General features: G+C 71.3%; 15 protein-coding genes and 1 pseudogene. 11 read left to right on the top strand and 5 right to left on the bottom strand.

Annotation, left to right across the window (positions count from 1 at the left end):
* The first annotated feature begins 187 nt into the window (after positions 1–187).
* From AB0C73_RS21830 to AB0C73_RS21805, 6 genes are read left to right on the top strand one after another with little or no spacing between them, the layout of a single operon-like run.
* Complete coding sequence (locus AB0C73_RS21830) at positions 188–1,375, top strand: substrate-binding domain-containing protein (RefSeq protein WP_362532541.1); 1,188 nt, start codon at positions 188–190, stop codon at positions 1,373–1,375.
* A gap of 4 nt (positions 1,376–1,379) precedes the next feature.
* Positions 1,380–2,120 (top strand): ABC transporter ATP-binding protein, encoded by a 741-nt coding sequence (locus AB0C73_RS21825; RefSeq protein ID WP_362532538.1) that lies wholly within the window; start codon positions 1,380–1,382, stop codon positions 2,118–2,120.
* Positions 2,117–2,851, top strand: coding sequence for an ABC transporter ATP-binding protein (locus AB0C73_RS21820; protein WP_362532535.1), 735 nt, complete (start codon positions 2,117–2,119; stop codon positions 2,849–2,851). Before AB0C73_RS21825 ends, AB0C73_RS21820 begins: the two co-directional genes overlap by 4 nt.
* Positions 2,851–3,861: a branched-chain amino acid ABC transporter permease gene (locus AB0C73_RS21815; protein WP_362532533.1), complete on the top strand. Its 1,011-nt coding sequence runs from the start codon at positions 2,851–2,853 to the stop codon at positions 3,859–3,861. Before AB0C73_RS21820 ends, AB0C73_RS21815 begins: the two co-directional genes overlap by 1 nt.
* Complete coding sequence (locus AB0C73_RS21810) at positions 3,858–4,910, top strand: branched-chain amino acid ABC transporter permease (RefSeq protein WP_362532530.1); 1,053 nt, start codon at positions 3,858–3,860, stop codon at positions 4,908–4,910. The genes AB0C73_RS21815 and AB0C73_RS21810 overlap by 4 nt, the downstream gene beginning before the upstream one ends.
* Positions 4,907–5,791 carry an alpha/beta hydrolase gene (locus AB0C73_RS21805; protein WP_362532527.1) on the top strand — a complete coding sequence of 295 codons (885 nt, stop codon included), beginning with the start codon at positions 4,907–4,909 and terminating at the stop codon, positions 5,789–5,791. The genes AB0C73_RS21810 and AB0C73_RS21805 overlap by 4 nt, the downstream gene beginning before the upstream one ends.
* A 635-nt stretch (positions 5,792–6,426) precedes the next feature.
* Here AB0C73_RS21805 and AB0C73_RS21800 read toward each other — a convergent pair.
* The gene (locus AB0C73_RS21800; protein ID WP_362532524.1) at positions 6,427–6,861 is read right to left on the bottom strand and encodes a transposase; all 435 of its coding nucleotides are present in this window, start codon (positions 6,859–6,861) and stop codon (positions 6,427–6,429) included.
* Positions 6,786–6,974, bottom strand: a pseudogene (locus tag AB0C73_RS21795) (HxlR family transcriptional regulator); the annotation flags it as partial. The gene AB0C73_RS21800 and the pseudogene AB0C73_RS21795, both read right to left, overlap by 76 nt.
* On the opposite strand from AB0C73_RS21795, the gene AB0C73_RS21790 reads away from it, so the two are divergent.
* Entirely contained in the window at positions 6,933–7,421 is a 489-nt protein-coding gene (locus tag AB0C73_RS21790; protein ID WP_362532944.1) for a hypothetical protein, read from the top strand. The pseudogene AB0C73_RS21795 and the gene AB0C73_RS21790 overlap by 42 nt on opposite strands.
* 78 nt (positions 7,422–7,499) lie before the next feature.
* Here AB0C73_RS21790 and AB0C73_RS21785 read toward each other — a convergent pair whose 3' ends face one another.
* A complete protein-coding gene (locus AB0C73_RS21785) occupies positions 7,500–8,078 on the bottom strand; it encodes a TetR/AcrR family transcriptional regulator (RefSeq protein WP_362532522.1) in 579 nt (192 codons plus the stop codon).
* 50 nt (positions 8,079–8,128) lie between these two features.
* Between AB0C73_RS21785 and AB0C73_RS21780 the strand changes: the two genes are divergently transcribed.
* Positions 8,129–8,620 (top strand): GNAT family N-acetyltransferase, encoded by a 492-nt coding sequence (locus AB0C73_RS21780; RefSeq protein WP_362532519.1) that lies wholly within the window; start codon positions 8,129–8,131, stop codon positions 8,618–8,620.
* Positions 8,621–8,668: 48 nt separating this feature from the next.
* Positions 8,669–8,812 (top strand): hypothetical protein, encoded by a 144-nt coding sequence (locus AB0C73_RS21775; RefSeq protein ID WP_362532516.1) that lies wholly within the window; start codon positions 8,669–8,671, stop codon positions 8,810–8,812.
* A gap of 112 nt (positions 8,813–8,924) precedes the next feature.
* Here AB0C73_RS21775 and AB0C73_RS21770 read toward each other — a convergent pair whose 3' ends face one another.
* Both AB0C73_RS21770 and AB0C73_RS21765 read right to left on the bottom strand, forming a co-directional pair.
* Entirely contained in the window at positions 8,925–10,412 is a 1,488-nt protein-coding gene (locus AB0C73_RS21770; RefSeq protein ID WP_362532513.1) for a carboxylesterase/lipase family protein, read from the bottom strand.
* 95 nt (positions 10,413–10,507) lie between these two features.
* Positions 10,508–11,179: a TetR/AcrR family transcriptional regulator gene (locus AB0C73_RS21765; RefSeq protein WP_362532512.1), complete on the bottom strand. Its 672-nt coding sequence runs from the start codon at positions 11,177–11,179 to the stop codon at positions 10,508–10,510.
* Between the two features lie 173 nt (positions 11,180–11,352).
* Between AB0C73_RS21765 and AB0C73_RS21760 the strand changes: the two genes are divergently transcribed.
* Both AB0C73_RS21760 and AB0C73_RS21755 read left to right on the top strand, forming a co-directional pair.
* Entirely contained in the window at positions 11,353–12,852 is a 1,500-nt protein-coding gene (locus AB0C73_RS21760) for a long-chain fatty acid--CoA ligase (protein WP_362532509.1), read from the top strand.
* A gap of 147 nt (positions 12,853–12,999) precedes the next feature.
* Entirely contained in the window at positions 13,000–14,016 is a 1,017-nt protein-coding gene (locus AB0C73_RS21755) for a PHB depolymerase family esterase (RefSeq protein WP_362532506.1), read from the top strand.
* The last annotated feature ends 110 nt before the right edge of the window (positions 14,017–14,126 follow it).

Raw genomic sequence — 14,126 nt, 5'->3', positions numbered from 1 at the left:
GGATCCACAGCAGACTCCCGCGCGGACCCGGCGGGGCCCCGTCCTCCTGGATGTGCCGTCCACTGCGGCCCGGTGACCGGTGGAGAACGCCCACATTGCCCGGTCCGGACCGTGACGGAGACGCTACGGGCAACTCACCCACACCCCACCCCCACCCCCGCACCCCGTACCAAGGAGCCGTTCCGTCATGCGTAGATCCACCACCCTCAGCCTCACCGCGGCCCTCGCGGTCGCCGGGCTCGTCAGCTCGTGCTCCACCCCCGGTGCCGCGGGCGGCGACAAGCCGAAGGAGTACAAGGTCGCCCTGGTCACCACCACCTCCGGCCCGCTGGCCTCCTACGGCGAGCAGTACCTGCACGGCTTCGAGGCGGGTCTCGACTACGCGACCGGTGGGACGGGCAAGGTCGACGGCGTCAAGGTCACCGTGACGAAGGACGACGACGGCGCCGACCCCGCCAAGGCGGTGTCCCTGGTGAAGAAGCGGGTCGGGGAGGGCGTGCAGATCGTCGCGGGCACCGGTTCCTCGGGCGTCGCGGTCCAGGTCGCCCCGCTCGCCGCCCAGAACAAGACGCTGTACATCTCCGGCCCCGCCGCGACGGACGCGATGACGGGAGTGGGCAAGTACGTCTTCCGCTCGGGTCGGCAGACCTACCAGGACGTGATGACGGCGATGCAGATACTCGGCACCGTCAAGGGCAAGAAGGTCATCGTCGTCGCCCAGGACAACACCTTCGGACAGGCCAGTTCCGGGGCGGTCAAGAAGATCCTCGGGGCCGAGGGCGCCGTCGTCCAGCCCGAGCTGATCTCGCCCACCGCCACCGACTTCACCCCCACCGCGAGCAAGGTGAAGGCGGCCAAGCCCGACCTGGTCTTCGTCGCCTGGGCCGGCACCACCGCGACCGCGCTGTGGAACACCCTCGACCAGCAGGGCGTGCTCGACTCCTCCAAGGTGGTCACCGGCCTCGACCTGCGCGCGAGTTACCCCGTGCTCGGCAAGGCCAAGGACAAGATCACGCTGCTCGCCCACTACGTTCCGGAGGCCACGGACAACGACGAGGCCAAGGCGATGCGGGCCTACTTCAAGAAGAAGGGCTGGGAGGAGGACCTGTTCGTGCCCGACGGGTTCAACGCCGCCCAGATGGTGGTGCGGGCCCTCAAGGCCGGCGGCGCGAAGAAGGACACCAACGCCATGATCGCGTCCCTGGAAGACTACAACTTCCTCGGCGTCAAGGGGCAGATGACCGTGCGAGGCAGCGACCACGCCCTGCTCCAGCCCATGTTCCAGGCCAAGTTCGGCGCCACGGGCGATATGCCGGTGATCGAGAAGACCTTCTCCAACCAGCAGGTGGCGCCTGCCGAGAAGCCGATCGGCTGAGGCGATGGCGGACGTACTGCAGACAGAGCGGCTCAGCTGGGCGGTGGGCGGTGCCCGCATCCTCAGCGAGGTCTCGCTCACCGTGGCCGAGGGGGAGTTCCTCGCGGTCATCGGACCCAACGGCGCGGGCAAGACCTCGCTGTTCAACCTCGTCAGCGGGCTGACCCGGCCGACGGGCGGCACGATCCGCCTCGACGGCGCCGACATCACCGCGTTGCCGCCGCACCGGCGGGCCCGGCGCGGCCTCGGCAGGACCTTCCAGACCTCCTCGGTCTTCGCCACCATGAGCGTCGCGGAGCACGTGGAGTTCGCGGCGCGCTCGGCCGGGGTCCGCCGGGTCTGCCCGGCGGACGTGCGCGCCGTGCTCACCCGCGTATGGCTGGCCGAGCGCGCGCCCATGCTCGCCGCAGACCTCTCGCACGGCGACCGGCGCAAGCTCGAACTGGCGATGCTGCTCGCGCCCACCCTGCGTGGCACATCGGCCGGGCCACGGCTGATGCTGCTCGACGAGCCGATGGCCGGGATGGCCACCGAGGAGACCGGCGAACTGTCCGACGTGATCAGGCAGTTGCACCGACAGGAAGGCCGCAGCGTACTGATGGTGGAGCACCACATGGAGATCGTCCTCGGTCTCGCCGACCGGGTCGCGGTCATGGACCACGGCACGCTCCTCGCGACCGGTAGCCCGGACGAGGTGATGGCGAACGCGGCCGTCCAGGAAGCGTACATGGGGGCCGAGCTGTGACTCCCGTCCTCACCGTCAGCGAGCTGAGCGTGCAGATCGCCGGCTCGCGGATCCTGCACGGCGTCGGTTTCGAGGTGGCCGCCACCGGAGTGACCGCCCTGCTCGGCCGCAACGGTGTCGGCAAGACCACCACGGTGCGCTCCGTGCTCGGACTGCTGCCCGACGGCGGCCGCGTCACCGGCGGCCGGATCGTCTTCGACGGCCGGGACATCACCCGCGAGGCGACCCACCGGATCGTCTGCGGGGGCATCGGCTACGCCCCCGAGGACCGCGGCGTCTTCGCGCATCTGACCGTCGCCGAGAACCTGGCCCTGGCCGAACGGCCCGGCAGCGCCCACCACTACGACCTGGTCCACGACCTCTTCCCCGAACTGCACACCCGGCGCCACCAGCGCGCGGGCACCCTGTCCGGCGGCCAGCAGCAGATGGTCGCCATCGGCCGCACCCTGCTCAACGACAACCGTCTCATCATCGTCGACGAACCCACCAAGGGCCTGGCCCCACGCGTGGTCACCGAGGTCGCCGAGGTCCTCGAACGGGCCGCCGAGCGGGTCCCGCTGCTGCTCGTCGAGCAGAACCTCGCCGTCGTACGGCGGCTTGCCCACGACGCCGTGGTCCTGGACGCCGGACACGTCGTGCACACCGGCGGCGCCCAGGAACTGCTCGCCGACCGTGAACTGGCCACCGCACTGCTCGGCGTCGCCAGCCGTACCGCCCCCGGAGCCGCCTGATGGACACCCTGGTCCTGCTCACCCTCACCGGACTCGGGCTGAGTGCGCTGTACTTCCTGCTCGCCTCCGGGCTCGCCCTGATCTTCGGGCTGATGGACGTGCTCAACTTCGCCCACGGGGCCTTCCTCACCGTGGCCGTCTACGCCGCCTGGCGTACGACCGCCACCGTCGGTGGGATGACCGGGCTGTTCCTGGCGCTCGTGGTGGGAACCCTGGTCGGGCTCGTCCTGGCCCTGGTCGTCGAGTTCGTGCTCATCCGCCGGCTCTACGGCCGCCCGCGCGAGCAGATCCTGGTCACCGTCGGCCTGTCCCTGGCGGTCCCGGCCCTGGTGCAGACCGCCTGGGGCGCCGAGGCGCGCACCTTCCCCGTTCCGGACGCACTCAACGGCACCGTCGGCGTCCTCGGCGCCCTGGTGCCGGTCAACCGCTTCGTCCTGATCGTGGCCGCCGTCGCCGTACTCATCGCCGTACAGCTCTTCCTGAACCGGACCCGCTACGGCCTGATCGTGCGCGCCGGCGTCGAGGACCGGGCCATGGTCCGTGCCCTCGGCATCGACGTCACCCGGGCGTTCGCTCTCGTCTTCGCTCTCGGCGGGGCGCTCGCCGGACTCGCGGGCGTGCTGGGAGGCGTGTACTTCGGCTCCATCTCCCCGCACGGCGGCACCTCGTACCTGATCTTCGCGTTCGTCGTCGTCATCATCGGCGGACTGAACTCCCTGACCGGGGTGGCGCTGTCCTCGCTCGTCGTCGGCCTGGTGCAGCAGTACGCCAACTACTACGCCGGCGGATACGGCGACCTCGCGGTGGTCGCCCTGCTCGCCGTCGTCGTCCTCGGCCGGCCCGCCGGGGGCACCACCGTGGTGGGCAGGCTGGGGCAGCTGCTCGGCGCCCGCCGCGACACGTCCGGCCGACCGGGCCCCGGCACCGGATCCCCGGAGGCCGACTCCCCGGAGGCCGTGATGGCATCCTCCCGCCCCGGTGGCGGGGCTCACCCGGAAGGTACGGCATGACCCTCACCGACACCGCTCCCGCGCCGCCGGCCACCCCGGCCGAGCCGCGTGGGCCGGGCGCGCTCCTGCGTCTGCTGCCCTTCCTGGCGCCCGCCCTGGTGCTGCTCGTCCTGGCCCTGCTGCCGTTCTCGGCCCTGGACATCCCGGGGCTCCTCGACGGACCCGTCAACTCCCCCGGTTCCCTCCAGCTGTTCGCGCTCTGTCTGCTCTTCGCGGGGCTCGCGCTCAGTTACGACCTGATGTTCGGCCGCACCGGGCTGCTCTCCTTCGGCCACGCCCTCTACGTGGCCGGCGGGGCGTACGGCACCCAGCTGGCCATGACCCACCTGGGCCTGGCGCTGCTGCCCGCCGTGCTGCTCACCCTGGCCACCGGGACCCTGCTCGCCGTCCTCATCGGTGCCGTCTCGCTGCGCTCCGTCGCACTGGGACCCATCGGGTTCGCCATGGTCACTCTGGCCTTCGCGCAGGCCGGGGCGATCTGGGTGGAACGCAATCCGGGCGGTCTGACCGGCGGCGAGGAGGGCCTGACGCTGAGCACCGACGGCGTGCCCGAGGCCCTGGTCGGCGTGCAGAACACGGCCAACGTCTACTGGCTCGCCCTCGCCTACCTCGTCCTGGTCGCCGCCGTCGTATGGACCGCCGTGTCCCGTCCGGTCGGGCGGACCTGGCAGGGCATCAGGGACAACGAGCAGCGCGTCGCGGTTCTCGGCCGCAGCCCCTTCGCGTACAAGCTCGCCGCCTTCACCCTGGCGAGCGCGCTCGCCGTGCTCGGAGGTGCACTGCACCTGCTGGTCACCGCGGGCGCCACCCCGCGCACCAGCACCCCCGACTTCACCCTCACGCTCCTGGTGATGGTGGTCCTCGGCGGCAGCGGCACCCGCTGGGGTCCGGTCATCGGCGGGGTGCTCTTCACCTACCTCGACCAGCGGCTGCCGGGCTGGGATCTGGGCCTTGAGCCGATGCTGGTCCTCGGCACCCTGTTCGTGGTAGCCGTCTACGTGGCCCCGGGCGGCCTGGCCGCACTGAAGAGAAGGAGGAGGTCCGCATGACGACCCGTACCCCGCAGGAACTCACCGTCCCCGTACGCGGAGGCGACCTCGCCGTGACCCGGTGGCGGGGCGAGGGTCCGGCGGTCATCGCGCTGCACGGCATCACCGGCAACGGCCTGTTCTTCGCCGCCGCAGCCGAGAAGCTCGGCGAGGTCGACGTCTACGCCCCGGACCTGCGCGGCCGGGCGCACAGCGCCGGGCTTCCGGGTCCGTACGGCATCCCCGCCCACGTCGAGGACGTGCTGGCCCTGCTCGACCACCTGGGTCTGCGGCAGGCGCTGCTCGTCGGCCACTCCCTGGGGGCCTTCATCGCGGCGGTGGCCGCCGCGCGGCACCCCGACCGCTTCCCGCGCATGGTCCTCGTCGACGGCGGCCTCGGCTTCCCCGTACCAGGGGGCGCGGACATCGACGAGGTGATCGAGGCCGTCATCGGCCCCGCGATGCGGCGGCTCAAGACGACCTTCCCGGACCGCGACGCCTACCACAACCTGTTCCGGGAGCACCCGTCCCTCGCCGCCCACTGGGGCCCGTACGTCCAGGCGTACGTGGACCGCGATCTGGTCGGCGAGCCCCCCGCGATGCGCAGCAGCTGCGTCCTGGACGCGATCCGGGCCGACGGCGCCGGCCCTCTCGGCGACCCCGAGGCCCTCGCCGCCATCCACCAGCCGCAGGTACGCGGGACGCTGCTGTGGGCGGAACGCGGAGTGATGAACGAGCCCCAGGGCCTGTACGACGAGGGCCGCCTGGCCGCGAGCGACCTCGCCCCGGACCGGATCACCACCCGCCGGATCGACGACACCAACCACTACACGATCGCCCTCGCGGACAACGCGACGACGGCGATCGCAGAGGCGGTGCACGCGGAACTCAAGCAGATGTAGCCCGCGCCCGCGGACGCCAGTTCGACCAGCTCATCGCGTGGCGTCGGCCTCGGTGTCCGCGCAGGTGCGGGGTTGGGGACCACAAGCTGCCAGGAGTCGCCGAACCTCCGCCACTGTGAGCTCGATGAGCTCGGCCGTCTCACCGGTTCCGCACCCTTTCCCCGGACCTGGTGTGCCATGGTCGCCAGGAAGGCGTGCGCGAGCATGGCGAGGGTGATGTGCCGGTACCAGCCGGCGTAGCGACGAACCTCGTGCTGGTCCAGGCCGCATTCGTTCTTCGCGGCCTGGAAACACTCCTCGATCGCCCAGCGCATCCCAGCGATCCGCACCAGCTCCTGAACGGTTCTCGAAGGGAGCGTACGCGAGATAGTTGGCGATCTCGTCCGGCTTTCGGATGCTGCGACGGGCCAGCGCCCACCGCATCCGGTGAGGGATCTCGCCTGGGTAGTCGAACTCAGCGACGGCCGGCAGCCGCACCGCCGCCCAGTGATAGACGCGGGTCCCTTCGCGCCGTCGCCGCACGGGATCTTCTCCCACGCCTCAGCCGGGGCCTGCGTGAACAAGCCCTCGATGCGAGAACATCCCACGCTGAACTGGGACTTGGGCGCGGCCAGCACATAGCCGACACCGGACTTCTACAGCAGCCGGCGGAAGCGGCTCTCCTGGCCATAGACGGAATCCGCGGTGACCCAGGCGATGAGCAGCGGCGAGGCAAGCGCACGCAGCACCATGCGCCTGGCCAGTTCACCCTTGGTGGCGAACTCCCACTCGTCGGGGACCGTGGCCGCGCGGCAGCGTGCCCGGTCCTCGGCCGAGGACTTGGGCGGGTAGAGCTCGCGGTCGACCAGCGTCCGGCCGCGGGTGGTGGCATAGGCGGCAAAGACGCCGATCTGGCTGTTCTCGGTGCGGTCGGCGGTCCCGGAGAACTGGCGCTGGACCCCGGCGGAGGTGATGCCCTGCCCCGCCCGGCGCCGCCTCAGCCCCGTACGAGGTCCACGAGGACGGCGCGCTTGAGGCGCAGGGCCTGGTCGGCCCGGAAGACGGGCAGGCGCAGGGCCGCGGACAGGCACAGGTCGACATCGGAGAGGAGGGTGAAGGGGAGACCCTCCTCGACGGCGAACACGCGCTGTTCGTCGGGGCGTTGGGTGCTCACGCCGCGCACCTCGGCACCGGCCGCGCGGAACGCGTCGTAGGCATCGCGGAAGAGGCGGTCCAGGACCTCGGCGTCGACGAGAACATCTGCGCCTGGATACCGCCCGGCGCCCTCGGCTCCAGCCCGACCGCCTCCGTCGCGGAATCGTGCAGCGACGCGACCAAGGACAGCATCGCGCACCGCCGGACGGTCGGCTACAACTTCAACGCCGCCGCCCACGCCGCCACGGACGGCACCGCGATCACGGTCAACCCGGCCTGCACGGCGTACTACAACTACTACACGACCAGCACCTACAACGACGGCTCGCTGCGCGACGCGGCCGGCACCCCCGGCTCGACAGTCATGTACCGCTTCACCACCAACGGCCCGAACCCGGCCATCGCCGTACGCGACAGCACGATCGGCTGGACCTTCCTCAGCCGCTCATGCGTCACCGACTGGCGCGGCATCACCTTCTACAACGACAACGACTGAACCCGCACGCGGCAAGCAAACGCAGGGCGTCCAACGGCGGCATCCATGGGACGCCCGGACATTCGTCCTCCCGCCGCATCACTCCAGCCGGGCCAGCTGAAGGTGTACCGCCGCAGTGGCGCGCGCGGTGTCGCCGGTGGCCAGGAGGTCCAGCAGTGCTCCCCGCAGCACAGCGAGCACGAGTGTGCGCTGCGCGAGCGCGGCCTCGGTGTCGCGCACCTCGGCGGGCTGGCCGGCGGCGAGCAGCTCCAGCCAGTCGCCGACCGTGTCGCGGGCGAAGCCGGCCCACGGGCCGTTCGGGTCCACGAGGGAGCGGGAGTAGCTCTCCACCCACAGGGTCAGCAGGCCACGGTGGGCATCGTCGGCCAGCCACCGCCACAGCTCGCGTGCGATCGACCGCAGGTCGCCGGGTTCGCGCCTCGGGTCGGTGATCCGCTGAAGGTGTGACAGTTCGTCCGCCCTGGCCCGGGCAAGCAGGGCACGGATCAGACCGTCCTTGCTGTCGAACAGGTAGAGGAGCACGCGCGGGCTGGACTGGATCGCCTCGGCGAGGGGGCGCAGGGACAGCTCACCCAGGCCGCTGCGCAGGGCGTAGGCGTAGGCCGCTTCCAGCAGTTCCTGTCGGCGCGGCGACGGGCTTGGTTCGGATCTGGTCACCGGGCTAGTCTACTGAAACAGTTGTTTCAGTGCATGCGAGTGGAGAAGTGATGGCGGAGCGTGGAGTGACCGTCCGGCCGCTGGGGCGGCCCGGCGACCTGGGCTGGGTAGTGATGGCGCACGGCGAGTTCTACCACCGAGAGTTCGGATGGGACACGGACTTCGAGGCGCTCGTCGCCCGGATCGTCGCTGATTACGCCGAGGGGAAGGAACCCGGGCCGCAGGCCGCATGGATCGCGGAGGTCGACGGGGCACGGGTCGGCAGCGTCTTCTGCGTCCGCGCGGACGAGCGGACCGCGAAGCTGCGGCTGCTGCTCGTCGACCCGGCTGCCCGCGGCCTGGGCCTGGGAGGCCACCTGGTCGAGGAGTGCCTGCGCTTCGCGAAGGAGGCCGGGTACGAGGCGATCACCTTGTGGACCAACGACATCCTCGGCTCGGCCCGGCGGATCTACGAGGCGCAGGGCTTCGAACTCGTCGCGCAGGAACCTCACCACAGCTTCGGGCACGCCCTCGTCGGCCAGACCTGGCAGCGCCACCTGTAGCGGACGCGACGGGCCCCCGGGTTGCCGGATCATCAGCCGAAGCACCACTTGATCACCGATGCCACCGGCACCGGCGGGCTTGGCCGCATCCGAGTGATCCGGGAGAGCCGCCGCCCGGAGGAGGTCAACACCTGCGTCGAGGAGATCCTGGCAGGCAAGGTCTCCGCGCGCCTGGTCTTCGACCTGCGCTGACGCCCCGTCCACTGCCCGGCCCAGCCCGTAGCAGAACCGAACGACCAACCTCTTGTCCCGTCGTGCACGTGGACGGCCGGGCCCGCAGCCCCCGCAGCGAAGCCCGGGTGCCCTACCGCATTCCCTCCCATAGTGCGCGCTCGCCGGCGCGTGGATCGGTGAGGATCTCCGGGACGATGTCGAAGCGCATGGTGGGGCGCTGCTGGAGGTCGTAGGCGGGCCAGCCGGGGTCGCCGGTGGTGGCGAAGGAGACCCAGGCGGCGTGCATGGCGTCGGCGAGCTGCTGCGGGGGCTCGGGCCCGAGGAGGGGGGTGAATGCCTCGTCGTGCAGGTTGTCGAAGACGAAGGGGAGTTCGGTGGCGTGGCAGGCGCCGAGGTGGCCGTCGAAGGTGGGGGGCTGCCAGGCGAACTCGTACAGGTGCGTGGTACCGGGCTGCCCGGTGCGGGCCTCGGCGAGGCGTATGGCGGGGATGCGGTAGAACCAGTCGGTGGCGATCGCCGCGAGCAGGTCGCCGGGGGAGGCGTCCGGTCGTGCGGCGCGGTACACGGCGACGGCCGCGTCGGCGTCGAGGCCGTAGCGGGCGGCAGTGGCGTGCAGCATCGGCTCGTTGACGTGGCCGATGACGCCGGTGGGGACGAGGAAGAGCCTGAACTCGTCGCTGTTGGTGCCGACCAGGAGGTCGATGCCGGCGCCCGCGCCAGCGGCGATCCGCTCGATCGGTGGCGCCGGCAGCAGTTCCCCGTCGACGACGGGCTCGAACGGCATGAGGTTGAGGGCCGCCTCGCCCCAGCGTGCCGGGTCGGGGTCGGCGGAGATCGCGGTGCGCAGCTGCTGCTGGGCTTCGGTGAGCCGGCCCTGGGGGACGGTCGCGATGGCCTTGGCGGTGGCCTCCACGCCGAGCAGGTCGGCCAGGTGGCGGCCGACCAGCCGGGCGCTCGCCGGACTCAGGGCGTGGTGGGCGGCGCCGCTCTGCAGGATCGCGCGTTGGAACAGTCCGGCAGCGCTCGGCATGGCGAGGAGGGTGCCGATGCTCATGGCGCCGGCGGATTCGCCGAAGACGGTGACGTTGCCGGGGTCGCCGCCGAAGGCCGTGATGTTGTCCCGTACCCAGGCGAGGGCGGCGATCTGGTCGAGCAGGCCGAGGTTGGCGGGGGTGTCGTCGCTGACGTGGAGAAAACCGTCCGCGCCGAGGCGGTAGTTGACGGTGACGCAGACGACGCCGTCGCGGGCGAAGCGGCTGCCGTCGTACCCGGGGACCGAGCCGGAGCCGTTGGAGAAGGCGCCGCCGTGCAGCCACACCATGACGGGCAGCGAGCCGCCGAGGCCCGGGGTCCAGACGTTGAGGTTGAGGCAGTCCTCGCCCGGGATGTCCACCTCGGGGATCAGCCGGTCGAAGGGCGGGGCGTACGGGGCTTTGGGGACCGTGGGGCCGTAGGCGCGGGCGTCGCGGACTCCGTCCCAGGGTGTGGCCGGGCGCGGCAGCCGGAAGCGGTCGGGGCCGAACGGAGGGGCGGCGTAGGGGATGCCCTTGAAGGCTGTGATGCCGCCCTCGGCGGTGCCCCGCAAACTGCCGTGCCGGGTGGTGACGACGGACCGCATGGCGTGGATCTCCCTGTCGAAGCGTCCGGGCAGGGCCCGGCGGCGGATCCGAGGAACAGTCGCCTCGGGGTGGTGCCTTACCGCGGAGCGGTGGTTCAGCGGCCGGCGGCGTCAGCCATGCCTGCGGCACCGGCCATGCGCAGAGCGAGGCGGACGTACGTCTCGGCGATCCACTCGCCGCTGAACGGCTGGTCGGGGCCGAACCACTGGGCGACGTGCATGCCGATGGCGCCGATCGCGGTGGCGGTGAGCACCAGGTCGGGCACGGCGAACTCGCCGTCCTTGACACCCCGCTCCAGGATGCCGAGGAGCAGGCGCCGGCAGGCGGCCCGGAGTTCCAGCGACGGTGCCGCGTGCTCGGGGGAGAGAGCATGCAGCTCACTGTTGGTGACGACGGCGAGCAGTGGGTAGTCGACGTGCACCCCGACGTGGGCGCGGACCAGGGCGGCCAGCTGACCCGTCGCGCCGTCGGCCGGCGGTACCGCCTCGACCGCCGTGGTCAGCCGGCCGTGCAGCTCCCGGTGACCGACCCGGACGAGTTCCGCCAGGACGTGCTCCTTGGACGGGTAGTGCGAGTACAGCGTGGCGGAGTTGATGCCGACCTGGTCGGCGATACGGCGGATCGAGGTGCCGTAGAACCCCAGCTCCGCGTAGAGGGCGAGGGCGGCCTCCAGGATCTTGCCGCGAGTGCCGGCGGGCGTCACTCCGTCCGGCAGGGCGACGGCCACGGCCGCGACCCGGCGCGGCTCCCACTCGGCGACGTCCAACGGGCTCCTCCTGAAGCTGATCACAAATTTCCAACCAATCGATTGGTTGACACGGTAGTGCAGAAGGCCGAGGGTATCCGGCAACACGAGAGAAACAACCAATCGATTGGTTGGAAACATCGGGGGCGCGGTCCAAGAACCCCGATGCCTCGGAGGCCGAAGGAGCCCAGCACGTGCCGAACCTCCCCACCAACCTCGCCGCGATCCTGGCGGAGTCGGCGGCCCGTCACCCAGGCCGTCCGGCCGTCCGGCTGGACGATGCCACCCTGAGCTACGCCGAGCTCGACGAGGCCGGCGCCCGCGCGGCCTCCCTGGTACGCGCCGCCGGGGTGCACCCGGGCGACCGGGTCGGCCTGATGCTGCCGAACGTCCCCTCCTTCGCCGTCCTGTACTACGCGATCCTTCGCGCCGGGGCCGTCGTGGTGCCGATGAACCCGCTACTGAAGGCTCGCGAGGTGGAGTACCACCTGAGCGACTCCGAGGCATCCCTCCTGTTCGCCCAGCAGGAGGCTGATGAGGCGCTCCAAGGAGCCCGGGCGGCCGGAACCCCCTGTGTCACGGTGCCGCCCGGCGGACTTGCCGGACTGCTTGCGAACCACGACCCGCAACCGGGGGTGGCACCCCGGGAGCCCTCCGACACGGCCGTGATCCTCTACACCTCCGGGACGACCGGACGGCCCAAGGGCGCCGAACTCAACCACGACAACCTGACCCGCAACACCGAGGTCACCCGCACCACCCTGCTCCAGCTCACCGAGCAGGACGTCGTCTTCGGCGGCCTTCCGCTCTTCCACGCCTTCGGGCAGGTCGTCGGCCTCAACTGCGCCATCGCCGCCGGAGCCTGCCTGACCCTGCTGCCCCGCTTCGACGCCGCCAAGGCCCTGGAGATCATCGAACGCGACCGGGTCACCGCTTTCCTCGGCGTGCCCACCATGTACGGCGCCCTGCTCGCCGCCCGCGGCCACACCGACACGGCATCCCTGCGGGTGTGCGTCTCCGGCGGCGCGGCCCTGCCGGTGGAGATCCTGCACGCCTTCGAGACGGCCTTCGACTGCACGATCCTGGAGGGCTACGGCCTGTCCGAGACCTCCCCGGTGGCCTGTTTCAACCACCCCGACCGCCCCCGCCGGCCCGGCACCATCGGCACCCCGATCCTCGGCGTGGACATCCGCGTCCTGGACCTGGACGGCGCCGAGGTGCCGGACGGGACGGCGGGCGAGATCGCCGTCCGCGGGCACAACGTCATGAAGGGCTATTGGCGCAACCCCGAGGCCACCGCGGAGACGATCGTGGACGGCTGGCTGCGCACCGGCGACATCGGCGTCCGCGACCCCGACGGCTGCCTGCGGATCGTGGACCGCAAGAAGGACCTCATCATCCGCGGCGGATTCAACGTCTACCCGCGCGAGATCGAGGAGGTCCTCTACGAGCACCCGGCTGTCGCCGAGGCCGCCGTGATCGGCGTCCCCCACCCCACGCACGGCGAGGAGGTCGCCGCCGTGGCCACGCTCAAGCCCGGCGCCGCCGCCGGACCGGACGAACTGCGCGAGTTCGTCAAGTCCCGGGTCGCCGCGTACAAGTACCCCCGCCTGGTACGGATCGCCGACGCCCTGCCCAAGGGCGCCACAGGGAAGATCCTCAAGCGCGACATCAAGCTCCCGTCGGACGAATGATCCCCGGCGGGCAACGAGTTCAGCCCCGCCCGCGGCCGTGAACCGAGCGCGCCCTGTCACGCCCGGCGCACGGGGGCCCGAGGAACAGCGCCCCACACCGCCGACCGGCCCCAACGGTCGTCCCCCACCCACCCAGGAGTGCGTCCCATGATGTTCCGCTCCCTGCGCCGCGCTGCCCGAGCCGCGGCGGCCCTGACCACCACAGCCGTCCTCGCGGTCCTCGGCACGGCCGCTCCCGCCCACGCCTACAGCCCGCCGCTCCCGCATCTCAACATCACCGGCGACTACGTCACCGGTGTCTCTTCCGGCGGCTTCATGGCCACCCAGCTCCAGGTCGCCTACTCCGGCACCTTCAAGGGAGCCGGCATCATCGCCGCCGGCCCCTACGACTGCGGCCAGGGCACCATCATCGGCTTCGACGCCTGTGACCTGGGCATCGGCCTGCCCGTCCTGGAGCAGCAGGCCGTCGACTGGGCGAACCAGGGCCGCATCGACCCGGTCTCCAACCTGGCCGGCAAGCCCGTCTACACGTACCACGGCACCCTCGACCCGGTGGTCAACCCCCTGCTCTCCGACGCCGGGGTCCAGTTCTACAAGGACTTCGGCGCCAGCACCCAGTACCACGACTGGGACCCGGCCGGCCACGCCTGGGTCACCCCGTACGGCCCGGTCGCCTGCTCGCTCACCTCGGCGCCGTTCATGAACAACTGCTTCGACGACCCCGAGGGCGAGATGCTCACCCACTGGCTCGGCCAGGTCAACCCGCCGAACACCGGTACGCCCAAGGGCACGTTGACGCACTTCGACCAGAACCGGTACACCCCCGGCGGCTTCGCCCCCTGGTACGCCATGGACACCACCGGTCAGCTCTACGTCCCGCCGTCCTGCGCCGCCGGACAGCCCTGCAAGCTGGTCGTCGCACTCCACGGCTGCCTGTCCGGCCAGTACCTGCTCGGCGACGAGTTCGCCGAGCGGGGCAACCTCGACACCTACGCCGACACCAACGACCTCGTCGTCCTCTACCCGCAGGCCATCGCCACCACCGTGCCCTACAACCCCCAGGGCTGCTGGGACTGGTTCGGCTACAACGGCCCGGACTTCGCGGTCAAGAGCGCACCGCAGATGAGGGCCATCACCACCATGGTCCACGCCCTCGGCGGCTGACGACCCACCCATGAGACTCCGGGCCGCGCGAGTCGGACCCACGCCGACCGCGCGGCCCCGCCCCCCCCCCCACAACGGGAGAGGACACCTCAGAAAACCAGACAAAAAGC

The sequence above is a fragment of the Streptomyces sp. NPDC048623 genome, assembly GCF_040650755.1.
In the GTDB taxonomy this organism is placed as follows: domain Bacteria; phylum Actinomycetota; class Actinomycetes; order Streptomycetales; family Streptomycetaceae; genus Streptomyces.
The sequence above is the reverse complement of the archived record's forward strand: the minus strand, read 5'-3'. Positions and strand labels throughout refer to the sequence as shown.